Below are 21565 nucleotides of genomic sequence, written 5' to 3' on the forward strand. Positions count from 1 at the left end.
TGCGACCTTATATGTGATCGTCGTCTTAGCTGCGAGTTCCTCCGTCGTCACCCTCGGAGCGATCTAGGGAGCAAGATGGCGCCAGGCCTTGCATGTCCCGAAGGCGTAAACCGCGCCGTAGATGAAGACGATCAGCGAGGACCAGATTGCGAAACTGTCCGTATGTTGCGGACGCCACATATGGAGGGGCACAAAAATGAGCCCGCGCAGCAGATAGATGGCAGCGATGACGATCAGCCCCGTCCGCAGCAAGGGCAGGTGCGGCAAGCGCCCCGCGCCCGAAAAGGCGTAAGCCGCCCAGATCAACAGGATTGCGCCGATCGCCAATGTGATCAGTGTCGGCGTCCAGTCACCGCGTTCGGCGGCGCGCGCCATGCCCTCGCCCGCGCCGAAGAAACGATACCAGTCGGCCCCGCCGAAGATGCAGCCCAAGTGGAGCAATGCTGCTCCCGCCGACAACCAGCCGCCAAATCGCAGCAAGCCGGTGCCGGGGTTCGGTGGTATTGTGGTCAGCACTGCCTCCCCATCAATCGCCAACGGCATTATTTCGGCCCGGGAAAACCGCCACGCCAGAATGCATTCCATTTGACGGTCAGCGTCGGCTCTTCGCCAGCCGGCCGGCGGCGCAGCCACACGCTGACATCCGAATCATCCGGATCGAACAGGACGCCGTTGGTTCCTTTGCCGCCATAACCTGCGATCGTGCGCTTGACCTTGGCGCACAAGTTGCGCTCCTGATCGGCGGACATGCCCCTTATCAGTACGTTGCAGCCATCGTTAAAATTACCGCGTCGCAACATGATGTCGACCGGCAATCCCTGATCTTCAGGCATCAGGTCAAGCTTTGCATCGATATCGGGTGAGATGTCCCACTGCGTCGATACGAACAAATAACCATAGGGAGGCCGGTCGCCTTCGCCGGCCCATTGAAAGTGCGCCGACTTGATGATGAGCGCACATATTGCGGTGCTGAAGGACGACGAGAATTCTATCTTTTTACAATCTTCGACCCTGCCATCGGGCCGGACGGTGAGCATCAGGTCGGCATCTTCATTTTCCCTGCCGGTCCAGCCCTCCGCCTCGACGTCGGCAACGGTCGGCGCAAACTGAAGCGTGCCCAATTCCTTGATCTGTGGTCCCTCCTTGCTCGCCGGAATCGGCGGCGGCGGCGGCGCCAGGCCCATCGGATAGTGGGCGGGAGGCGACACCAGGATTGCGGGAGACCCTTTTGGCAGTCGTAGCGGAACCGGTGGCGGCGGTGTCGTCTCCGGATCGTCGCGGACGAGCATTGGGGCTTCGGGCATTGGAGGAGGAAGAACGCGCCTGACCGGCTTCCTTACCGCAGCCTTTTTCACCACCGTTTTGGCTGAAAGACCGGCGCCCGGAACCGGCAAGCCGATCACCAGTCCCGCGACCAGCATGGCGGCCAAACCCGAACGGCTTTTGTTTTTCATCTGTCCACCCTGGCGCAATCTATTGCCTCATCCTAATCCTTTATAACTTGCGGTCGTCTTTTCGGCCACTTCCTCGGCGGTCACGCCGGGTGCCAGTTCGATCAGCCTGAACGGGCTGTCATGATCGTCGCGTTTGAACACCGCGAGGTCGGTGATGATCATGTCGACGACATTCTTACCGGTCAGCGGCAGCGTGCATGCCGGAATGAACTTCGGGCTGCCGTCCTTGGCATTATGCTCCATCACGACGATGATCTTCTTGACCCCGGCGACGAGATCCATCGCGCCGCCCATGCCCTTGATCATCTTGCCCGGGATCATCCAGTTGGCGATGTCGCCGTTCTCGGCAATTTCCATCGCGCCAAGGACGGTGAGGTCGATATGCCCGCCGCGGATCATTGCGAAGCTGTCGGAAGAACTGAAATAGGCCGACTGCGGCAGTTCGCTGATCGTCTGCTTGCCCGCGTTGATCAGGTCGGCGTCCTCTTCGCCCTCAAAAGGGAAGGGCCCGATGCCCAGCATGCCGTTTTCCGACTGGAGCGTGACTTCCATCCCCGCCGGAATGTGGTTCGCCACCAGCGTCGGGATGCCGATGCCGAGGTTGACGTAATAGCCGTCCTGCAGTTCCTTCGCGGCGCGCGCCGCCATATCGTCGCGGGTCCACCCCTTGATTTCTTGGGCCATTATGCGGCTTCCTTCTGGCGAACGGTGCGGAACTCGATCTTCTTGTCGTAAGGCGCGCCGAGAATCAGGCGCTTCACATAGATGCCGGGCAGATGGATACAGTCGGGGTCGAGGCTGCCGACGGGGACAATTTCCTCCACCTCGGCGACGCAGATTTTCGCCGCGGTCGCCATCGGCTGATTGAAGTTGCGCGCGGTCTTGCGGAAAATCAGATTGCCGCTCTCGTCGGCTTTCCAGCCCTTGATGATCGCAAGGTCGGCGAAGATTCCGCGTTCGAGGATATAATCCTGTCCGTCGAAATTCTTGATCTCTTTGCCCTCGGCGACTGCGGTGCCGACGCCGGTCTTGGTGTAGAAGCCCGGAATGCCCGCGCCGCCGGCGCGGCAGCGCTCGGCGAGCGTGCCCTGCGGGCAAAATTCGACCTCGAGCTCGCCCGCCAGATACTGGCGTTCGAATTCCTTGTTTTCGCCGACGTAGGAGCTGATCATCTTCTTGACCTGCTTGGTGCGGAGCAGCTTGCCGAGCCCCTCGCCGTCGATCCCGGCGTTGTTGCTGGCGATGGTAAGATCCCTGGTGCCCGCATCGCGGATCGCGTCGATCAGCCGTTCGGGGATGCCGCAAAGGCCGAATCCCCCGGCGCAAATCTGCATGCCGTCGAAGAGAAGGCCTTCGAGCGCGGCGGCGGCGTCGGGATATCGTTTGTTCGCCATAAAACGGGCTCCTCCTGTTGTCGGGGGTGACTGTGGCGCATCTAAATCATCAATTCTAATCTTAGTAATTTTAGATTATTCATAAACAATGTCTATCAATCGTATCTCGCTCTACCATCTCGAAACATTGCTGTGGATCGATCGGCTCGGGACATTTTCGGCTGCGGCCGAGCGGCTGAACACGACCCAGCCCGCGGTATCGGCGCGGATGCGCGAGCTCGAACAACGGCTCGGATCGAAGCTGTTCCGCCGCGACGGGCGCAGCATGTCGCTGACCGCGGCGGGGCGCAAATTGGTGCGCGATTGCGATCCGTTGCTCCGTGACATGCAATTGGCGTTGCTCGGCAGCGGGGGATTCGCCGAGGCGAGCGGGGTGGTACGAATCGGTGCGGGCGAGATAGCAGCGGCGAGTTGTCTTCCGCCCTTCGTCGCCGGGCTGAAGGCCGAGATGCCGAATGTCGGGCTGGAGATCGAGATCGACCTGACCGCGAACCTGATCCAGCAACTGCTCACCGGCCGCACCGATCTGGCTTTCGCGGCCGGACCGATCGCGCACCCGGCGCTCAAGACCAGCCCGATCGGCGCGGTCGCGCTCGTCTGGCTGGCGAGTCCCGCGGTCGCAGCGGCGTTCGGCGACGGCGACACTGGCCCGGTTCCGGTGTGGTCGCTCGCCAGCCATTCGCCGATTCACGGACGGATGCGCGATGCGATTCAGGCCTCGCGCATCGCGCAGAAATCGCTGAACCTGTGCAACAATGCCCGGATGATGATCGACATCGCCAAGGCTGATGGCGGGGTCGGCATATTTCCCGAACCGATGGTGCTCGACGATATGGCACGCGGCGCGCTGGTCGAACTGGCCGACATGCCTGCGCTGGCACCGGTCGAATTCCATGTTGCGATGCGCGTCGCGGATACCGAGCCGGTGCTGATGCGGATATTTGACGAGGCTGCCCGGCTGCGCCTGACGACGGTGCGCGGGGACTTTGACGCCGATCAATGAACTGATGCGCGTCTCCGTGCATTAGCCTATTATCAGACAACCAAAGGAGGCCGATATGCGCTCGATTCTGGTCCACGCCGACAATGACGCCGCGTCCGAGGGACGCTATCAGGTCGGGCTCGACCTCGCCCGGCACTTCGAAGGTCATGTCACGCTGATGATCGCGACGCCGCTCCAGCAGTTCGTCAGCTTCGATCCTTTTGGTGGCACCTATTTCGCCGCCGAGGCGCTGGCGAAGGCGCAGGCGGACGATCTCGCGCTCGAAAGCCGGCTGGCCGACCGCCTCGCCAAGGAAGATGTGCCGTGGACGATCGAGATGGCCGACGGTGATATCATCGGCGGCCTGGCAGGCGCGGCGGCGCTGGCCGACTTGACCATCGTCAGCCTGACGGGTCCGAAACATGATCTTCGCCAGGGCCCGCCGATGCTCGCCGGCGACCTCGCGCTGGCGACGCCGGTTCCGGTGCTGGCCCTGCCGGGCACCACAAAGGCGATCGATTTCGACGCGCCCGCGCTGGTCGCGTGGAATGGCAGCGCGCAGGCCGCGCAGGCGCTGCGCGCCGCATTGCCGCTGCTCGGCGGCGGACGTCAGGTCGTGCTGGCCGCAGTGGGCGCTGAGGAGGACGGTGCTTTTCCCGGCACCGATGCACTGCGTTACCTGTCGCGCCATGGCATCCACGCCGAACTCGATCTCCTTGATCGCGGAGCCGCGTCGGTCGCCGAACGGCTGGAACAGGAAGCGCGCTCGCTCGATGCCGGGCTGATCGTCATGGGCGCCTTCGGCCACGGCCGGCTGCGCGAGACGCTATTTGGCGGCACGACGCAAAACATGCTGAAAAACAGCGGATTTCCGCTGCTTTTGGCGCATTAGTCTGGGCGGACCGGTGCCGCCCAAGGCCTAAACGAGCGGCATCTCCAGCGCGGCGGACAGGTCGGAAAGCGCCTGTTCGCCGCTCGTCACCTTGATCGCGTGCATGCCGAGCCCGGCGGCGGGCTTGCAGTTGATGCCGAGGTCGTCGAGATAGATGCAGGCTTCGGGCGTGACGCCCAGCGCTTCGCACATCATCTGATAGATGCGCGGGTCGGGCTTGCGCACCCCGACCTTGCTCGATTCGATGACATGGTCGAAGCGCGCCATGATCGCTGCGATTTCGGCCGCCATTTCCTCACTACGCGCCATGCCTGCGCCCTTGCCCGAGGGGACATTGTTGGTGATGCAGCCGACCGTAAAGCCATTGGCCTTCAGCGTATCGAGCGCGGCGACCATCGCAGGGCGCACTGCGCCAGCGAGCACCGCAAGCACGGCCTCGCCCTCAAGCTCATGGCCCATCGTGCGGGCCTCCTCCGCAAAGAGCGTGTCGAATGTCGCGGCGTCGATCTCGGCGCGCTCGAACTTTGCCCAGGCATTGTGATCGGGGTCGGCGGCGTTGACGCGGCGGACGAAATCGCGCGGCAAGCCGCGTTCCGCCTCCAGCCGGTTGAACGCTTCGAAGGGCGAGGCGGTGATGACGCCACCGAAGTCGAAAATGACGTGGGTGTAATTCATGGCGTGATGACAATTCCCGTTTTGGGGTCGGCCTGACCCGACAGCATTTCCTGATAGGCGGCGAGCGCGGCCTCGCCGCCGCTGCGCGTGTCGATGGTCGCGAGGCGCGGTGCGACCTCCATGAACGCCAGCCACGCCTCGGCGATCTTCTGTCCAAAGGCCGCGCCGCCCCAGTCGGCGATACGTTTCTGGCTGCGCCCGGGAGCGAAGAAGCCCTGCCGTTCGGGGCCGGGCAGTCCTTCGGCATCGGCCTGCGCGTCCCAATGCGACTTGCCGACGATGATCGAGGCTTTGAGCTGGTCGCCGAAATGGCTGTGCACCGTCCGCGTCACCGCGCCATTGCCCGCCATATCGACGAGTGCGGCGGGATTCGCCGCGTTCAGCGTCATGATCTGGTCATAGCTGATGACGCGGTCGTAAATGCCCTGCGCGGCGAGCGCCTCGACATTGGCGGTGCTGGTCAGCCCGATCGTTTCGGGCCGTTCGGCGCGTTGCGCCAGCGCGAAGCCCAGCCCGATCGCAGTCTTGCTCGACGCGCTGGCGATCAAAATCTGCCCGGCGCCATAGTCGCCTTCGTCCTCGAACTGGTCGGCGATCAGCCAGCCGGTCAGGAACAGGGGCCGGAACACCGGCCAATAATCATGGTCGGCGGCGCGATAGTCGGACAATGCCTCCAGCCGCTGATAATTGTTGTAAATCGGGGGCAGTGTGGTGCGCCGCGGCGTCACATCGACGAAGCCGCCGGCCCCCGGCTTGCCGACCGTCAGCACCGCATGGCTCGCCATCGGATAATAGCCATAGAAGCGGTCACCGACCGCGACGCCGTCGGTGGCGCTTTCGGTCACGGTGGCGAAGCCCCAGACCGGCAATCGCCCCGGTTCGCCGCGCCCGGAAAAGAAATCCCAATAGCCCTGATCGTTGCCGAACAGGCCCGACGGTTTGCCGAACACCGCATAGGTGATGTTGTTCGCGGTCATCGCATAGCTGTCGATCGCCACCCGGATCTGGCCCGGTTCGAGCGGCGCGGCGGGTTCGGCGAACAGCACGGCGTGGGTGATGTCGTCGCGATCGATATCGATCGCCCAGGCGGCATCGCTCATCTCTGTCTCCCATTCGAGAATCTTGCCCGCGAACGCGGGAAGGCCGATACAGTTGCAGAAGCGGTGGCCACTGACAATCGCCGAAGAGGACCAATATATGACAATCGCGGTCAAGCGCATCCACGAGCCCGCCGACGCCGTGGACGGCGCGCGCTTCCTCGTCGACCGGTTATGGCCGCGCGGGGTGTCGAAGGAACGTGCGGCGCTGGCGGCGTGGCTGAAGCCGCTGTCGCCGAGCGATGCTCTGCGTAAAATCTATCATGGCGAAACGGCCGATTCGGACGCGGCATGGGACGCGTTCCGCCGCGACTATTTCGCTGAACTCGACACCGGCGGAGAAGAGGTCCAGGCGGCGCTTTTCGTCCTCGATGCCGCAGCGAAAGCGGGGCCGGTGACCCTGCTCTATGCCGCGAAGAGCGAAGAGCGGAACAATGCCGTCGCGCTTCGCGAGTGGCTCGAAGGACGCTAGCCGACGGCGCCGAACAGCGACCCGATCGCCATCGTCGCCGCCATCGCCAGCGCCCCCCAGAAGGTGACGCGCAGCACCGGACGGGCCATCGGCGCATTGCCCGCCCATGCGCCGAGCGCACCAAGAATGGCGAGGAAAACGAGCGACGCGGCCGCAACAATCCACGGCAGCGACGGTCCCGGAAACAGCAGTACGGTTGCGAGCGGCAGCGCCGCGCCGATCGCGAAGCTCGCTGCCGAAGCCGCCGCCGCTTGTCCCGGCCGTGCCGCCATCGCGTCGGTCATGCCCAGCTCGTCGCGCAGATGTGTGTCGAGCGCGTTATGTTCGGTGAGCTGCACCGCGACCTGCTCGGCGAGCGCACGGTCGAGCCCGCGTTGCTCGTAGATCTGCGTGAGCTCCTCAAGTTCGAACTCGGGATCGGCCGCGAGGTGGCGCTTCTCCAACTCGACATCGGATTTTTCGGCGTCGCCCTGCGAACTCACCGACACATATTCGCCCGCCGCCATCGACATCGCGCCCGCGACGAGGCCTGCGGTGCCGGTGACGAGGATCGATGACCCGGACGCGCCCGCCGCCGCAACGCCCGCGATCAGGCTCGCGGTCGATACGATCCCGTCATTGGCGCCGAGGATCGCGGCGCGCAGCCAGCCAATCCGCGTAACGGCGTGGGTTTCTTCGTGCATATTCCCTCAATATTGCAATTGCAGCCCCGGCCGCGCCCAGCGCGTCTTCACCAGCCGGCCGGTGCCCGACAGGGTGATATAGGCGTCCTGCCGGTCGGGCCCGCCAAAGGCAATATTGGTCGTAAAAATATCGTCGGTCGCGACAAATTCGACCAGTTCGCCCGCGGGCGAGACGATGCTGATCCCGCATTCGCCGATCGTCGCGACGCAGATATTGCCCGATGCCTCCATCGCGAGGCTGTCGAAGAATTTATAGCCCGCCGGGCGATAGAGCGGGATGCCGGGGCCTCCGGGGCCGGCGTCGGGGGCGACCTTGCCCGGCGCGGTGATGTTGAACTTCATCAGGCGGCAGGTGTAGGTTTCGGCGGCATAGAGCGTGCTGCCATCGGGTGACAGGCCGACGCCATTGGGGTTGTTCGACGGGAAAATCACTTCCTCGATGAAGCTGCCGTCGGCCTTGGCATAGAAGATGCCGACGATGTCGTGGCTGCGCGCTGCATAATCGATCTTGCCATGGTCGGTGAACCAGAAGCCGCCGTGGGTGTCGAAGACGATGTCGTTGGGGCCGCGCAAGGTCACGCCATGATCGCCCGACTTGTAGAGAGTTTCGACTACGCCGGTTTCGATGTCGATGCGCTCGATCCGTCCGCCTGAATAATCCTGCGCGATGCCGTGCGGTGCCAGATAGCCGTTCGATTCGACATAGTGAAAGCCGCCATTGTTGCAGCAGTAAAGCTTGCCGTCGGGGCCGAAGGCGAGGCCGTTGGGGCCGCCGCCCGGGCTCGCGATCACCTCTTTCTTTCCGCCGGGCCAGCAACGCGTGATCCGCCCCGCCTCGATCTCGACGAGAATGACGCTGCCGTCGTCCATCACCACCGGCGCCTCGGGGAAACGCAATCCGTCGGCGATCAATTCAAACTCGGCCATCCTCGTCTCCCTTGCGTGCGCGCACTTGCTGTGCTTTGCGGCCATCATGCCCGTTCGCACGCTCTTCGCCACAAATTTCTACGAAGCCGATATCGGCTCGCCCGCCTTGCTCGAGGAGCTCGAGGAAAGCAGCCGTCTGTTCGCCGAAGAGGATGGCGCGGGGCGGCGGTGGAGCCGCGAGCATGGCTATAAGGGCTATACGAGCTACGCGAGCCTCGGCGACCTGCCCGAGCGCGATCCGGCGTTTTACGATTTGAAGCGGCTGCTCGACAAGGAAGTGAAGGCCTTTGCCAAGCTATGCCACTTCGACCTCGCCAAGCCGCTCAAGCTCGACAGCCTGTGGGTCAATGTCATGAAACCCGGCGGCACGCACAGCGGGCATATCCACCCGCACAGCATCGTCTCGGGGACCTTCTATGTCGCCGTTCCGCCCGGATCGGGCGCGCTGAAGCTCGAGGATCCGCGGCTCGCCATGCTGATGGCAGCGCCGGGCCGCACCGACGGCGCGCCCGAAAGCCTGCTGCCCTTCGTCTATGCCGAACCCGCCGCGGGCCGTGTCTTCCTGTGGGAAAGCTGGTTGCGCCACGAAGTGATGCCGCACAGCGGCAAGGGCGAACGGATTAGTATCAGCTTTAACTATCGCTGAGCGCGACTATATCCACTTCATCATTGCGAGCGAAGCGAAGCAATCGAGGGCGGTTTGCGCCACGCTGGATTGCCACGTCGCCTTCGGCGCTGCGCAATGACGAAGCTCTAGAACGAAAGTCCCCCCATGACCGCAACCTATGACGCCGACCTGCAACTTTTCATCGCCGGCGCATGGCGGAGCGGCGAGGGGCGCGAGGGGCGGCCGGTTTATAACCCCGCGACCGCGGGCACGATCGCCGAACTGCCGGTGGCGACCGCGGCCGACCTCGACGAGGCGCTCGCGGCGGCGGATCGCGGGTGGCCGACATGGCGCGCCAAGACCCCCGACGAACGCGCGGCGCTGATGCACAAGGTCGCGGGGCTGATCCGCGAGCGCGCCGACCATATCGCGACGCTGCTGACCCTCGAACAGGGCAAGCCGATCGCCGAAGCGCGCGGCGAAGTACTGTCAGCGGCGGGTTTGTTCGACTATTTCGCCGAACAGGGCAAACGCATCGACGGCCGCGTGCTTCAGCGTCCGGCGGGACAGCGCGCGATGGTGCTGAAACAGCCCGTCGGCCCCGTCGCAGGTTTCAGCCCGTGGAATTTCCCGGTCAATCTGATGGTCAAGAAGATCGCGCCGGCGCTCGCGGCGGGCTGCGTCGTGATCGCGAAGGCGCCCGAGGAAACCCCGGGCTGCACCAGCGCGATCATGCGCTGCATCGTCGATGCGGGTGTGCCGGGCGATGCCGTCCAGCTTGTCTATGGCGACCCCGACATGATAAGCCGCCATCTTCTGGCGAGCCCGGTGATCCGCAAGGTCAGCTTCACCGGTTCGACCGCGGTCGGCAAGCATCTGATGAAGCTCGCCGCCGACGGCGTGAAGCGGATCACGATGGAACTCGGCGGCCATGCCCCGGTGCTGATCTTCGACGATTGCGATCTCGAGAGCACGCTCGACAAGGTCGTGTGGCAGAAATTCCGCAACGCGGGGCAGGTATGCATCTCGCCGACGCGCTTCTATGTGCAGGAAGGGATTTACGACGCCTTTGTGAAGGGCTTTGCCGAGCGGACGGCGAAGGTGAAGACCGGCAACGGCCTCGACGCCGATACGCAAATGGGGCCGCTCGCCAACGCGCGCCGCGTCCCCGCGCTTGCGGCGATGGTTGCCGATGCAAAGGCCAAGGGCGCGCGCGTGATCGCGGGCGGTGAGGCGGGCGACGGCGGCTATTTCTTCCAGCCGACCGCGATCGCCGACGTGCCGCTCGACGCCGATGCGATGAACAATGAACCCTTTGGCCCGATGGCGCTGATCCGTCCCTTCGGCACCGAAGAAGAGGCATTGGAACAGGCGAACCGGCTCCCCTATGGCCTCGCCGCCTTCGCCTTCACCGAGAATGGCCGCCGCATCAACCGGATCGCCGATGGCATTGAAAGCGGCATGGTCGGGATCAACAGCTTCCTGATCTCGGCGCTCGATGCGCCGTTCGGCGGCATCAAGGAATCGGGCTTCGGCAGCGAAAGCGGGCCCGAGGGGCTCGAGGGTTATCTCGTCACCAAGGCGGTGCATATTTACTGAGAAATCGTCGCCCTCGCCTTTGCGGGGGCGACGGAGATCAATCCCGATCCAGCGCCACGAAATCGCGCCCCATCGGTGCCAGATGGGCGCCGCCGTCGACGAAGATCGTCTGTCCCGTCACCGCCTCGGCGCGCGCCAGATAAATGACGGCATCGGCGATCTGCGCCGGAGTCGGCAGCGCGCCGAGCGGCATCCGCACCGCCAGTCGTTCGACCTGCGCCGCGCTATAGTCGTCGGTTGCGATCGTCAGTCCCGGCGCGACCGCATTGACGCGCGCCTTGTTCCCGAAAGCCACCGCCAGCGTCGCGGTCGCCTGCCACAGCGCGGCTTTCGACAGGCTGTAGGCAATCTGGTCGGGCACCGGCTGCGCGACGCGCTGATCGACGATATTGACGATCGCAGGGCGACGGTTTCCGTCGCTCGCCGCGACCAGCGCCTTGGCGAGCATCACCGGGGCATGATGGTTGACCTGCATCATAACCGCGAGTGCGTGGGCCGACAGGTCGGTCCATTCACCTTCGCCGAACAGCGCCGCATTGTTGACGAGCAGATCGGGCGCGCGGCCGAATTTTTCGACGACCGAGGGGATCAGCGCATCGACCTCGGCCGGATTGGACAGGTCGGCGGCGAAGCGGTGGCTTGGCGCGCCCGTTGCGGCAAGCGCGTCGGCAAGTACCGGATCGGCCTCTGCCGCGGTCCGTTTGTGCAGCGCCAGCGCATAGCCTTCGTGCGCGAGCCGCGCCGCAATCGCGGCGCCGACGCGGTGCAGCCCGCCCGTGACCAGCGCCAGCTTTTGCGTCACTTGCGCGAACCCGGCCGGGTTCGCCGCATCGTGATGCCGATTTGTTCGCCTTCCTCGGCGATCGCGAGTTTGACGATCTTGACCTCGACCTCCTCGACCTTTTCGTCCTGCAGGAACAGAGTGTCGATGATATGGTCGGCGACGCTTTCGATCAGCACGAAATGGACATCCTTCGGAATGCCGTCGGTCGCCGCGAATTTCAGGTGCATGTAATTTTTCGACGCGCTGAGCGGCGTGGTCGGATCATAATGATCGGCCATCGCCAGCTTCGCGCGCACGGAGATGCGCAGCGGCTGCGGTAAATGGGTTTCTTCGGAGTAAATGCCGGTCAGCACCTGGACGGTCAGCCCGTCCACTTCCAGCCACAATGTGTCGGTCACGCGATCATCCTGTCGAACGAGGGCGACATTCGGCTTTGCAATACCGACGCCGGACCCTAAAGCGCCGCCGCATTAGCGAAAGGGTGCGCGTTGGTCGAGTTACTTCCATTGGCAGAGATAGATGTGCAGGCGGTCGAGGATTTGCTCGATGCGGCCTTTGGTGCCGATCGTTTCGGTCGCACCGCCTATCGCCTGCGCGAAGGAAGCGCGGCGGTGCCCGACCTCAGCTTCGCGCTGGTCGAGGACGGCCTGCTGGTCGGGACGATCCAGTGCTGGCCGGTCGCGCATCGCGACGCCGATGGCACCGAGACGCCGCTGGTGATGGTCGGTCCGGTTGCAGTGCGTCCCGACGTCCAGCGCGGCGGGCATGGCCGCGCGCTGATGGCGCATATGCTGGAGGCCGCAGAAGCCAGAGCCGACGGCGCGCTGATGATGATCGGCGACCCCGAATATTATGGCCGCTTCTTCGGCTTCGACGCCGATGCGACGGGTGCGTGGGATCTGCCCGGCCCGTTCGAGCGCCGCCGCTTGCTCGCGCGCGCGGTGAACGGGCATGACCTGCCGATGGCGGCCGGGATGATCGGGCCGCGCTGATCCGCGCGGGGGTTGCACCGCGCGCCCGTCCGCCTATGTCGGACGGATGGTCAGCCCCGCCCCGTCGCTCCCCAAAGCTTTTTCGCAACTGTCGCTGACCGAGGCCGCCGAGCTGCTCGCGGCGCGCAAGTTGCCGCCAGTCGATGAGTGGCATCCCGAGCGTACCGGCGACAGTGCGATGGAGATTCGCGCCGACGGCAGCTGGTATCACGAGGGCGGCCGCATCAACCGCCCGGCGATGGTCAAACTCTTTTCGACGATATTGCGCCGCGAAGCCAATGGCGGCCATGTTCTCGTCACCCCGGCGGAGAAACTGAGCATCGCGGTCGACGACACTGCCTTTCGCGCGGTCGAGATGAAAAGCGAGGGCGAAGGTCAAGCGCGCAAGCTGATCTTCCGTCTCGACACCGACGATCTGGTCATGGCGGGCGCCGGGCACCCGCTCAGCTTCGGGGGTGATCCCGACCATCCCGACCCGCGCCTCCATGTTCGCGGCGCGACCGGAAACGGGCTCGAGGCGCGCATCGACCGCGCGCTCTATTATGAGATTGTCGATATCGCACTCGCCGAGGGGAATGATCCGCCTGCCATCTGGTCCAACGGTGCGCATTTTCCGCTGGTGGACGTCTGATGCTGTCGGAAAAATTGCGCGCCGCGCTCGCCAATCTGCTGCCCGATGTCGGCGAGGATGAGGCTTATCTGTCCGATGGTGTCAGCACACTCCGCGATGCGGCGGTGCTGATCGCCTTTACCGACCGCCCCAATCCTGGTGTCATCCTGACCCAGCGCCCGCAATGGCTGCGCAGCCATGCGGGGCAGGTCGCCTTTCCCGGTGGCAAGATCGATCCCGGCGACCGCGATGCGGTCGATGCGGCACTGCGCGAGGCCGAGGAGGAGATCGGGCTGAACCGCCGCGACGTGATGATCGCAGGTCCGACCGAACCCTATCGTTCGGGCAGCGGCTATCATATCACGCCGGTGTTGGGCGTCATTCCGCCCGACCTGCCGCTCGATCCCAATCCCGACGAGGTCGAGGACTGGTTCGAGGTGCCGCTCGACATCCTCTTCGACCCTGGAAATTACGTGCAACAGCACGCCCATTTTCAGGGCCACGACCGGCATTATTACGACATGAATTGGCAAGGACGACGAATTTGGGGCGTGACGGCGGGAATCATCATCAATCTGGCGCGGCGGATGCCGGCGGGCTGGCACCGGTGACGGCGCTGCCGCCTGCCGAATGGCGCACCAGGCCGGGACTGCGCCGGATCGTTGCGGCGTTGACCGCCGATGGCGGCGCAGTGAAGGTCGTCGGCGGGGCGGTGCGCGATACCTTGCTCGGCCTTGGCGTGAGCGACATCGATATGGCGACCCCGCTGTTGCCCGATGAGGTGATGCGGCGGCTGGAGGCGGCCGATATCAAGGTGATCCCGACCGGCATCGCGCATGGCACCGTCACCGCGATCGCGAGCGGCGATCATCATGAAATCACGACGCTGCGCCGCGACGTGGAAACCGACGGACGCCGTGCGACGGTCGCTTTCGCCGACGACTGGCGCGAGGATGCGGCGCGGCGCGATTTCACGATCAACGCGCTTTATGCCGATCCCGAAACCGGCCAGGTCGACGATTGGTTCGGCGGTCTCGCCGACCTTGCTGCCGGGCGTGTCGCCTTTATCGGCGATGCCGCGACGCGGATTGCCGAGGATCATTTGCGCATCCTTCGCTTTTATCGCTTTGCCGCGCGCTTCGGGCGCGGCGCGCTCGATGCGGTCAGCCATGACGCGGTGATCGCGGCCCGTCAGTCGCTCAAAAGCCTGTCGCGCGAACGCATCGCTGACGAGTTGCTCAAGATATTGTCGTTGTCCGATCCGCGCGGCATCGTCGGACAAATGGCGGCTGACGGCATCTTCGAAGTGCTGCTGCCCGAACTGGATGGGGGCTTTGCCGCCGCGCTTGACAAGCTGATCGCGAACGAGGTCGCGGCAGGGCTCGAGCCTGCGCCGCTGCGCCGTCTGTCGGCGCTGCTTCCCGCCGATCCGGCGATCGCCGAACAGGTGGCGAGCCGGCTGCGGCTTTCGACGCGACAGAAGAAACATCTGTCCGCCATCGCCCGGCATCGTACCGACATCGCACGCCCGGCGCGGCAACTTGCCCATGCGATCGGGACCGACGGTGCGCGCGACATTCATCTGCTTTCCGGCGATCCGGCATCGGCGCGGGCTGCCGTCGATGCGCTCGATGGCTGGGATGTTCCGTTGCTGCCATTGAAGGGCGGCGACATCGTCGCGCGCGGCGTGACAGTGGGGCCCGATGTCGCGCGTATCCTGAAGGCGGTTGAGGCGGCGTGGGTGGCGGAGGATTTTCCGGATGCCGCGCGCGCGGCAGAGCTTGCCGATCAGATGATTGGTCGCGTGAGCGACTGACGCCAATATTGAAGCGCGGCTGTGCTATCCATCGGCCGCGCGAACAGGAAGCCCTGCCCGAAATCGCAGCCAAGCGCCGACAATAGTCGCGCCTGGTCGGCGGTTTCGACGCCCTCGGCGGTGGTTTTCATCCCCAGCACTTCGGCCAGGCTCTGGATCGTGCGGACGATGGCGACCTTGTCGCGATCCTCGACCATATGCTCGACGAAGCTGCGGTCGATCTTGAGTACGTCGAGCGGCAGACGCTGCAAATAGGCGAGGTTCGAATAGCCGGTGCCGAAATCGTCCATCGCGACGCGGGTATCGAGCGTCTTGAGTTCGCTGAGCACGGACATAGCCAGGTCGGGGTCGCCGATGATCGCACTTTCGGTCAATTCGATCATCAGCCGTTCGCCGCCGATGCCATTGTCGGCGAGCGCCTTGCGCACCACCGCGGCGATGTCGTCGCGGACAAGCTGGATTGCGGAGACATTGACCGAGAAATAGCAATCGACCGGCTCGCCGCCATTCTGCCGGTCCCAGTCGGCGATCACCGCAGCCGCCTTGGCAATCGCCCATTGGCCGAGCGGGACGATCAGCCCCGAATCCTCGGCGATCGGGATGAATTCGGTGGGCGAGACGGCATGGCCGTCATCATGGTCCCAGCGCGCCAGCGCCTCGAAACCCGCGACGCGGCCCGACGCCAGCTCGATCAGCGGCTGAAAGGCGAGGTGGAGCCGGTCTTCTTCGATCGCGTTACGCAGCGCAGTCTCAAGTCCGAAACGATTGTCGGACAGGATCGCGGCTTCGGGCTCGTAAATTTCGATACGGTCTGTCTGCTTCGCGCGCTTTAGCGCGATCTGCGCATGGCGAATCTGGTCTCCGATAGCGGTGTCAATTGCAGGCTGAATCGCACAGCCGAGCGCGCAATCGACGCTGACTTTCAATTCGCCAATGCGAAACGGGTGGTCGAAACAGCCGCGGATGCGCCGCGCCATTTCGCGCACATCGGCACGGCCCCCCGCGACGCGTGAAGAAATTGCGAATTCGTCGCCGCCGGTGCGCGCCAATATGTCGCCGCTGCGCAGGCTCGATTTCAGCCGCCGCGCAACGGTGATGATCAGTTCGTCGCCCGCCATCGGACCGATATGTTCGTTGATGCGGCTGAACCGCGCAAGGTCGAGCAGCAGGATTGCATGATCGGCAGGGCCATCGCCTGGCGCGCGTTGTTCGACCAGTTCGGCGAAGCCGGCGCGGTTGGGAAGGCCGGTCAGGCTGTCCGACACCAGTTCGCGGCGCAGGTTGCGCTCGGTCATCATTTCCTGGGTGCGGTCGATCAGGGTCAGCAGGAACAGCCCGTCATCGTCGGTTTCGGTGGGCAGAGGTCCGATCGATCCGCGCAGGTCGCGCGCCGCGACGCCTTCGCCGAGCTGGCAGGAAAATTCCTGGGAAAGGTCGGGATATTGTGCGGCACGTTCGATCGCGCGCAACAATTCGATCGGGGCATCAGCCCCGGCAGGCGACAGCTTCAATCGGTCGAATGCGGTGTTGCTGGCATGAAGACGAAAATTGCCGCGCGCCAGCGGACGGATAAGCGCCGCCGGAACCGGCAGGGCGTCGATCCAGCCGACAAACAGCAAGGGCCGGTCTTCGCCGGTTCTATCAATAGGCATAATAGCGGGTGTTGCGCGGCCTTTCCCCATTGGCAAGAGCCTATGCCGCTCAAGTAAACAAGCTATTTACGGCTACATGAAAACAGGGTCAGCCGAAGCGGTTGTTGCGGGGGAAGCCGGTGGGGGGCATTCGGCCCGCTGCGCCGCGCGCGACGCGCCATGGCATCAGGTCGGTTTCGGTCCGCGTCCGGCCGGTGTCGCCGCCCATCGCCCAGCTCAATCCTTCGGCAAAGGCAAAGCTTGTCGCGTCGGACAGGCCGCCGTCGCGGTAGCGCTGCAGCATCACGCCCTGGCCGCGCGCCATTACCGGCACTTCGGCGATCGGGAAGACGACGAGTTTGCGATTCTCGCCCACCACCGCGACACTGTCGTCGCTCGCCGCGATGGGCCGCACGACGGCCAATTGCGCCTTGGGTTTCAGGTTGACGACATTGCGGCCCTTGCGCGTCTCGGCGATCACTTCGCCCATCTGAACGATGAAGCCGTGCCCGCTGGTCGATGCGAGCAACAGGCGGCCATCGGCGCTGGCGGGGACCATCGCGATGATTCGCGCTTCGGGGTCGATATCGACCATCAGGCGTAGCGGCTCGCCAAAGCCCCGCCCGCCGGGCAGCTTGTCGGCGCCGATGGTGAAAAAGCGCCCGTCGTTCGCGGCGATCAACAATTTGTCGGTGGTCTGGGCGTGCGCCGCGAACAGCAGCTCGTCGCCTTCCTTGAACTTGAATTCGGCCCACTGGTCGGGGGTGACATGGCCGCGCTGCGCGCGAATCCAGCCGCGTTTCGACAGGATCACCGTCACCGGTTCCTTCTCGATCATCGCGTCGAGCGGAATGTCGCGCGCCGGTGCGGCTTCGGAAATCGTCGTTCGCCGTGCGCCCAGCAGCGTCTCGAGACCATAGACGGTGCGCAGTTTTTCCAGGTCCTTGCGCAGCCGCGTGCGTTGTCGCGCCGGGCTCTCGACCAGCTTCGCCAACTCCTCGCGCTCGGCGGCCAGCTCGGCCTGCTCGCGCTTGAGCTCCATTTCCTCAAGCTTGCGCAAACTGCGCAGGCGCATATTCAGAATCGCTTCGGCCTGACGGTCGGTCAGGATGAATTCGGCGATCATCACCGGCTTGGGCTCATCCTCGGTGCGGATGATCTCGATGATCCGGTCGAGGTTCAAAAAGGCGATGATGTAACCAGCGACCAGTTCCAGCCGGTCATCGATCTTCGCGATGCGATGCTCGGCGCGGCGGACAAGAACAATGATCTGGTGCTGCAACCATTCGGTGAGCAACTGGTGCAGCCCCATCACCTTGGGTGTGCGCGTCGCGTCGAGGACGTTGAGGTTGAGCGCAAAGCGGCTTTCGAGGTCGGTCAGCCGATACAGGCTTTCCTTCAGTATGTCGGGATCGACGTTGCGGCTCTTGGGCACGATCACGATGCGCAGATCCTCGGCGCTCTCGTCGCGAACGTCCTCGAGTATCGGCAGTTTCTTGTCAGCAATCAGCTGGGCGATCTGTTCGATCAGCTTGCCCTTGGCGACGCCATAAGGAATTTCGCTGATGACGAGCTGCCAGGTGCCGCCCGCCTGTTTTTCGATCCCGCTGTCTTCCCAGTCGCCGTCCTGCTTGCCGGTCGAAAAACGCGCGCGGACGCGAAAGCCGCCGCGGCCGGTTTGATAGGCGTGGGCGATCGTCTCGGGGCTGTCGACGACGATCCCGCCGGTCGGAAAGTCGGGGCCTTTGACATGCTCGAGCAGTTCGGGAAGCTCGGCGTCGGGCTTTTCGATCAGCAGCAGTGCGGCGCCGATCACCTCGGCGGCGTTGTGCGGCGGAATGTTCGTCGCCATGCCGACTGCGATCCCGCTCGCACCATTGGCGAGCAGGTTCGGGAACAGGCCCGGCATGATTTCGGGCTCTTCATCCTCGCCATTGTACGTCGGGCGGAAATCGACCGTGCCCTCGTCGAGCCCCTGCATCAGGTCGACCGCGACGCGGGTCAGCCGCGCCTCGGTGTAACGATAGGCAGCGGCATTATCGCCGTCGATATTGCCGAAATTGCCCTGACCATCGACGAGCGGGTAGCGCAGCGAGAAATCCTGCGCGAGGCGGACCATCGCGTCATAGACTGCGGTGTCGCCGTGGGGGTGGAATTTGCCGATGACGTCGCCGACGACGCGCGCCGATTTTTTGTAGCCTTGGCTCGGATCGAGTCGCATCGCGCGCATCGCCCATAAAAGGCGGCGGTGGACGGGCTTCAAACCGTCGCGCAAATCGGGCAGCGAGCGGGCGGTTATCGTCGACAGTGCATAGACGAGATAGCGCTCGGACAGCGCGCTGCCGAACGGCGTGTCGATCATGCCGGGGACGGGGTCATTGTTGTCGGGATCGTCGGTCGTGCTCGCCATGGTCGCCGCGCGATAGCAAGGCTGGAGCCCCAAGGCAAAGGGGCTGTTGCGATTGGCACTTGCGCGTCCGCGCTGAAACTAGGCGATGCCCAAGAATAAGTTTATTGCAAATGATTTGCAATAAGAGATAAAGGCGCTGCGATTCGATATGGGCCGCCCTGTCCTTGCGACATTTCGGTGCGATTCGATCTGTCCGCCGACACCATGTAACATCAGGAAAGCTGAAATAGATGAGCGACCGTATCGCTGCCGCAGCCAAATTGGCTCCCTCCGCGTCGTTGACCGTCGAGGAAGTGCGCTCGGTGCGCCATTGGAACGAACATTTGTTCAGTTTCACGATCACCCGGCCACCGTCGTTCCGTTTCCGCTCGGGCGAATTTGTCATGATCGGCCTGCCGGGCGAGGGACGCCCGCTGCTGCGCGCCTATTCGATCGCCAGTCCCGCCTATTCCGACGAGCTCGAATTTTTGTCCATCAAAGTGCCCGACGGCCCACTGACCTCGCGGCTCCAGAAAATCCAGCCCGGCGATCCGGTTTATCTCGGCCGCAAGCCGACGGGGACATTGGTCGCCGACGCGCTGTTGCCGGGCAAGCGGTTGTTTCTGCTGTCCACCGGCACGGGCCTTGCTCCCTTCCTCAGCCTCGCTCGCGATCCGGACATCTATGAGCGTTTCAGCCAGATTCAGCTCGTTCATTGCGTGCGGCAGGTCAGCGACCTCGCTTTCCGCGATGAACTGGAAAGCCAACTCGCTGGCGACCCGCTGGTCCAGGATCAGGCGTTGCTGCAATTCCATTATCTGCCGACCGTGACGCGTCAGCCGTTCCGTACTTCGGGCCGCATCGATGCGCTGATCGACAGCGGCGCACTCTTCGGGCATCCGCTCACCGGCCCGACGCAGTTCGACCCCGCAATCGACCGCATCATGATGTGCGGCAGCATGGCGATGATCCGCGACCTCGAGGCGCGCTTCGAGGCGCTCGGCTTCAAGGAAGGATCGAACGCCGCGCCGGGCGACTTTGTGATCGAGCGCGCTTTCGTCGGTTAAGGCCAGGTCCCGTCAAGGCTTGTCGGCATAGGCCCTCACCAGGTCGAACATATAGTCGCGCCCGACATAGACCGAGCGCACTTCCATGCGTTCGTTCAGGCCGTGCGCGCCGTTGCCGTCCGAATCGCCCCACATGCCGGGGATTCCATAGGTCGGGATGCCCACCGCGCCGAGGAAGGTTGCGTCGGTATAGCCGTTGGCCATCGACGGGATGACCTTCAGGCCGGGCCAATATATGTCGACCAGCTTCTGCATCGGGCCGATGATCCCGGGATCGAGCGGCGGCGCGGGCGGAGCGGGGCGCTTCGGTGGCAACTGGGTGATGGTGACCCCGGCGTCGCCGATCACGCGGCCCAACTCGTCCTTGATCGATTCGATACTGTGACCGGGAAAGATGCGGCAGTTGATATTGGCGCCGGCGCGCTGCGGTAGCGCGTTGGCGGCGTGGCCGCCGTCGAGCAAGGTCGCAACGCAAGTTGTGCGCAAATTGCTGTGCAGGAACGGGTCCTTGTTGACGATTGCCTCGGCGGCCTTGTCGGCCGGGTTTTTCGCGAGCGCAACCATTGCCTGTCCCGTCGCGTCGCCGCGCGCCGCGCCGGCTTCGGCAAAGAAGCGCCGCGTCGTGTCGGTCATTTCGACCGGAAAATCATATTCGTCGATCTTGGTGAGCGCGCGTGACAGCTGATAGATCGCATTGGCGGGAACCGGCGCCGAGCTGTGGCCGCCCGGGTTGCGTGTTTCGAGGCGGAAATTGGCGAAGGTCTTTTCGCCGACCTGCACCGACTGGCCGATGACATGGCCCTTGCCGTCGCTGTCGCCGCCACCGCCTTCGTTCAACGCAAATTCGGCGTCGATCAAATCGCGCTTGTTCGCGGCGAGCCATTCGACCCCGTTGAACGCGCCGTTGGTTTCCTCACCGCAGGTCAGCGCGATCTTGACCGTGCGCTTGGGTCTGTAGCCCTCCTTGCGGAAACGAATCAGCGTATCGACCCACACCGCAGCCTGCGCCTTGTCGTCGGCGGTGCCGCGGCCATAGAAATAGCCATTTTCCTCAACCATCTTGAACGGGTCGCGCTCCCAATCCTCGCGTTTCGCCTCGACGACGTCGATATGCGCTACGAGTAGGATCGGCTTGGCAGTCTTCGATGTGCCCGGATAGACGGCGACGAGCCCGCCTTCTTTGGGATTTTCGGGGGTGGCGAAAAGCGTGAGCTGGCTGTCGGGCAGGCCCGCCGCTTTCAGCCGCGCCGCCATGCGCTCGGCCGCGAGTGTGCAGCTTCCCGACGACAGCGTCGTGTTGGTTTCGACGAGTTCGCGGTAAAGGTCGCGAAAGGCCAGCTGGTCGGGGCGCGGCTGCGCTTCGGCAGCAATCGCGGGTGTGGCCAGCAGCAGCGCCGACGTCAGCAGCGCGGACAATCCGTTCATCAAGAAACTCTCCCCATTTCGGGTGCGAAGGGAGCAGAAAGCGCAAGAGCCCGCAAGCGGCGATCGCGG

23 protein-coding genes are annotated in these 21565 nt (G+C 64.1%); 10 read left to right on the forward strand and 13 right to left on the reverse strand.

Annotated elements, in window-relative coordinates; all coding sequences use genetic code 11:
• Nucleotides 1-63 precede the first annotated feature (63 nt).
• From AC1RRJ_RS14625 to AC1RRJ_RS14640, 4 genes are read right to left on the reverse strand one after another with little or no spacing between them, the layout of a single operon-like run.
• The gene (locus AC1RRJ_RS14625) at nucleotides 64-543 is read right to left on the reverse strand and encodes a hypothetical protein (protein ID WP_493123907.1); all 480 of its coding nucleotides are present in this window, start codon (nucleotides 541-543) and stop codon (nucleotides 64-66) included.
• A complete protein-coding gene (locus AC1RRJ_RS14630; protein WP_493123909.1) occupies nucleotides 543-1454 on the reverse strand; it encodes a hypothetical protein in 912 nt (303 codons plus the stop codon). Before AC1RRJ_RS14630 ends, AC1RRJ_RS14625 begins: the two co-directional genes overlap by 1 nt.
• Nucleotides 1455-1481: 27 nt before the next feature.
• The gene (locus AC1RRJ_RS14635; protein WP_493123911.1) at nucleotides 1482-2138 is read right to left on the reverse strand and encodes a CoA transferase subunit B; all 657 of its coding nucleotides are present in this window, start codon (nucleotides 2136-2138) and stop codon (nucleotides 1482-1484) included.
• Nucleotides 2138-2848, reverse strand: coding sequence for a CoA transferase subunit A (locus tag AC1RRJ_RS14640; RefSeq protein ID WP_493123913.1), 711 nt, complete (start codon nucleotides 2846-2848; stop codon nucleotides 2138-2140). Before AC1RRJ_RS14640 ends, AC1RRJ_RS14635 begins: the two co-directional genes overlap by 1 nt.
• Before the next feature lie 88 nt (nucleotides 2849-2936).
• Here AC1RRJ_RS14640 and AC1RRJ_RS14645 point away from each other — a divergent pair, with 88 nt between their 5' ends.
• Together AC1RRJ_RS14645 and AC1RRJ_RS14650 are read left to right on the forward strand one after the other, a co-directional pair.
• Nucleotides 2937-3851 (forward strand): LysR family transcriptional regulator, encoded by a 915-nt coding sequence (locus AC1RRJ_RS14645; RefSeq protein ID WP_493123915.1) that lies wholly within the window; start codon nucleotides 2937-2939, stop codon nucleotides 3849-3851.
• Between the two features lie 55 nt (nucleotides 3852-3906).
• Complete coding sequence (locus AC1RRJ_RS14650; protein WP_493123917.1) at nucleotides 3907-4722, forward strand: universal stress protein; 816 nt, start codon at nucleotides 3907-3909, stop codon at nucleotides 4720-4722.
• 27 nt (nucleotides 4723-4749) lie between these two features.
• On the opposite strand, the gene AC1RRJ_RS14655 is transcribed toward AC1RRJ_RS14650, so the two are convergent.
• Nucleotides 4750-5397, reverse strand: coding sequence for an HAD-IA family hydrolase (locus tag AC1RRJ_RS14655; RefSeq protein WP_493123919.1), 648 nt, complete (start codon nucleotides 5395-5397; stop codon nucleotides 4750-4752).
• The gene (locus AC1RRJ_RS14660) at nucleotides 5394-6497 is read right to left on the reverse strand and encodes a DUF2855 family protein (RefSeq protein ID WP_493123921.1); all 1104 of its coding nucleotides are present in this window, start codon (nucleotides 6495-6497) and stop codon (nucleotides 5394-5396) included. Before AC1RRJ_RS14660 ends, AC1RRJ_RS14655 begins: the two co-directional genes overlap by 4 nt.
• A gap of 97 nt (nucleotides 6498-6594) precedes the next feature.
• Here AC1RRJ_RS14660 and AC1RRJ_RS14665 point away from each other — a divergent pair, with 97 nt between their 5' ends.
• Entirely contained in the window at nucleotides 6595-6966 is a 372-nt protein-coding gene (locus tag AC1RRJ_RS14665) for a DUF488 domain-containing protein (RefSeq protein ID WP_493123923.1), read from the forward strand.
• On the opposite strand, the gene AC1RRJ_RS14670 is transcribed toward AC1RRJ_RS14665, so the two are convergent.
• Both AC1RRJ_RS14670 and AC1RRJ_RS14675 read right to left on the reverse strand, forming a co-directional pair.
• Complete coding sequence (locus AC1RRJ_RS14670) at nucleotides 6963-7649, reverse strand: VIT1/CCC1 transporter family protein (RefSeq protein WP_493123925.1); 687 nt, start codon at nucleotides 7647-7649, stop codon at nucleotides 6963-6965. The two genes, AC1RRJ_RS14665 and AC1RRJ_RS14670, sit on opposite strands and share 4 nt — an antisense overlap.
• Nucleotides 7650-7655: 6 nt before the next feature.
• On the reverse strand, nucleotides 7656-8576 hold the full coding sequence (locus AC1RRJ_RS14675; protein ID WP_493123927.1) for an SMP-30/gluconolactonase/LRE family protein: 921 nt from the start codon (nucleotides 8574-8576) through the stop codon (nucleotides 7656-7658).
• A 46-nt stretch (nucleotides 8577-8622) separates the two neighbouring features.
• Here AC1RRJ_RS14675 and AC1RRJ_RS14680 point away from each other — a divergent pair, with 46 nt between their 5' ends.
• Both AC1RRJ_RS14680 and AC1RRJ_RS14685 read left to right on the forward strand, forming a co-directional pair.
• Nucleotides 8623-9222 (forward strand): TIGR02466 family protein, encoded by a 600-nt coding sequence (locus tag AC1RRJ_RS14680; protein WP_493123929.1) that lies wholly within the window; start codon nucleotides 8623-8625, stop codon nucleotides 9220-9222.
• 126 nt (nucleotides 9223-9348) lie between these two features.
• The gene (locus AC1RRJ_RS14685; protein WP_493123931.1) at nucleotides 9349-10782 is read left to right on the forward strand and encodes an NAD-dependent succinate-semialdehyde dehydrogenase; all 1434 of its coding nucleotides are present in this window, start codon (nucleotides 9349-9351) and stop codon (nucleotides 10780-10782) included.
• A gap of 37 nt (nucleotides 10783-10819) precedes the next feature.
• Here the strand turns inward: AC1RRJ_RS14685 and AC1RRJ_RS14690 are convergent, their stop codons facing one another.
• On the reverse strand, nucleotides 10820-11584 hold the full coding sequence (locus AC1RRJ_RS14690; RefSeq protein WP_493123933.1) for an SDR family oxidoreductase: 765 nt from the start codon (nucleotides 11582-11584) through the stop codon (nucleotides 10820-10822).
• Complete coding sequence (locus AC1RRJ_RS14695) at nucleotides 11581-11964, reverse strand: dihydroneopterin aldolase (RefSeq protein WP_493123935.1); 384 nt, start codon at nucleotides 11962-11964, stop codon at nucleotides 11581-11583. The genes AC1RRJ_RS14690 and AC1RRJ_RS14695 overlap by 4 nt, the downstream gene beginning before the upstream one ends.
• A gap of 90 nt (nucleotides 11965-12054) precedes the next feature.
• Between AC1RRJ_RS14695 and AC1RRJ_RS14700 the strand changes: the two genes are divergently transcribed.
• From AC1RRJ_RS14700 to AC1RRJ_RS14715, 4 genes are read left to right on the forward strand one after another with little or no spacing between them, the layout of a single operon-like run.
• Nucleotides 12055-12558: a GNAT family N-acetyltransferase gene (locus AC1RRJ_RS14700; RefSeq protein ID WP_493123937.1), complete on the forward strand. Its 504-nt coding sequence runs from the start codon at nucleotides 12055-12057 to the stop codon at nucleotides 12556-12558.
• Between the two features lie 46 nt (nucleotides 12559-12604).
• The gene (locus tag AC1RRJ_RS14705) at nucleotides 12605-13189 is read left to right on the forward strand and encodes a DUF1285 domain-containing protein (protein WP_493123939.1); all 585 of its coding nucleotides are present in this window, start codon (nucleotides 12605-12607) and stop codon (nucleotides 13187-13189) included.
• Nucleotides 13189-13779 carry a CoA pyrophosphatase gene (locus AC1RRJ_RS14710; protein WP_493123941.1) on the forward strand — a complete coding sequence of 197 codons (591 nt, stop codon included), beginning with the start codon at nucleotides 13189-13191 and terminating at the stop codon, nucleotides 13777-13779. The genes AC1RRJ_RS14705 and AC1RRJ_RS14710 overlap by 1 nt, the downstream gene beginning before the upstream one ends.
• Nucleotides 13776-14984: a CCA tRNA nucleotidyltransferase gene (locus tag AC1RRJ_RS14715; RefSeq protein ID WP_493123943.1), complete on the forward strand. Its 1209-nt coding sequence runs from the start codon at nucleotides 13776-13778 to the stop codon at nucleotides 14982-14984. Before AC1RRJ_RS14710 ends, AC1RRJ_RS14715 begins: the two co-directional genes overlap by 4 nt.
• On the opposite strand, the gene AC1RRJ_RS14720 is transcribed toward AC1RRJ_RS14715, so the two are convergent.
• Nucleotides 14957-16636 (reverse strand): putative bifunctional diguanylate cyclase/phosphodiesterase, encoded by a 1680-nt coding sequence (locus AC1RRJ_RS14720; protein WP_493123945.1) that lies wholly within the window; start codon nucleotides 16634-16636, stop codon nucleotides 14957-14959. The two genes, AC1RRJ_RS14715 and AC1RRJ_RS14720, sit on opposite strands and share 28 nt — an antisense overlap.
• Nucleotides 16637-16724: 88 nt before the next feature.
• The gene (gene parC, locus AC1RRJ_RS14725; protein WP_493123947.1) at nucleotides 16725-19025 is read right to left on the reverse strand and encodes a DNA topoisomerase IV subunit A; all 2301 of its coding nucleotides are present in this window, start codon (nucleotides 19023-19025) and stop codon (nucleotides 16725-16727) included.
• A gap of 230 nt (nucleotides 19026-19255) precedes the next feature.
• On the opposite strand from parC, the gene AC1RRJ_RS14730 reads away from it, so the two are divergent.
• On the forward strand, nucleotides 19256-20071 hold the full coding sequence (locus AC1RRJ_RS14730) for a ferredoxin--NADP reductase (RefSeq protein ID WP_493123949.1): 816 nt from the start codon (nucleotides 19256-19258) through the stop codon (nucleotides 20069-20071).
• Between the two features lie 12 nt (nucleotides 20072-20083).
• Here AC1RRJ_RS14730 and AC1RRJ_RS14735 read toward each other — a convergent pair whose 3' ends face one another.
• Nucleotides 20084-21496: a M20/M25/M40 family metallo-hydrolase gene (locus AC1RRJ_RS14735; RefSeq protein WP_493123951.1), complete on the reverse strand. Its 1413-nt coding sequence runs from the start codon at nucleotides 21494-21496 to the stop codon at nucleotides 20084-20086.
• Nucleotides 21497-21565 lie beyond the last annotated feature (69 nt).

This window comes from Sphingopyxis sp. GW821-FHT12C06 (genome assembly GCF_058807415.1).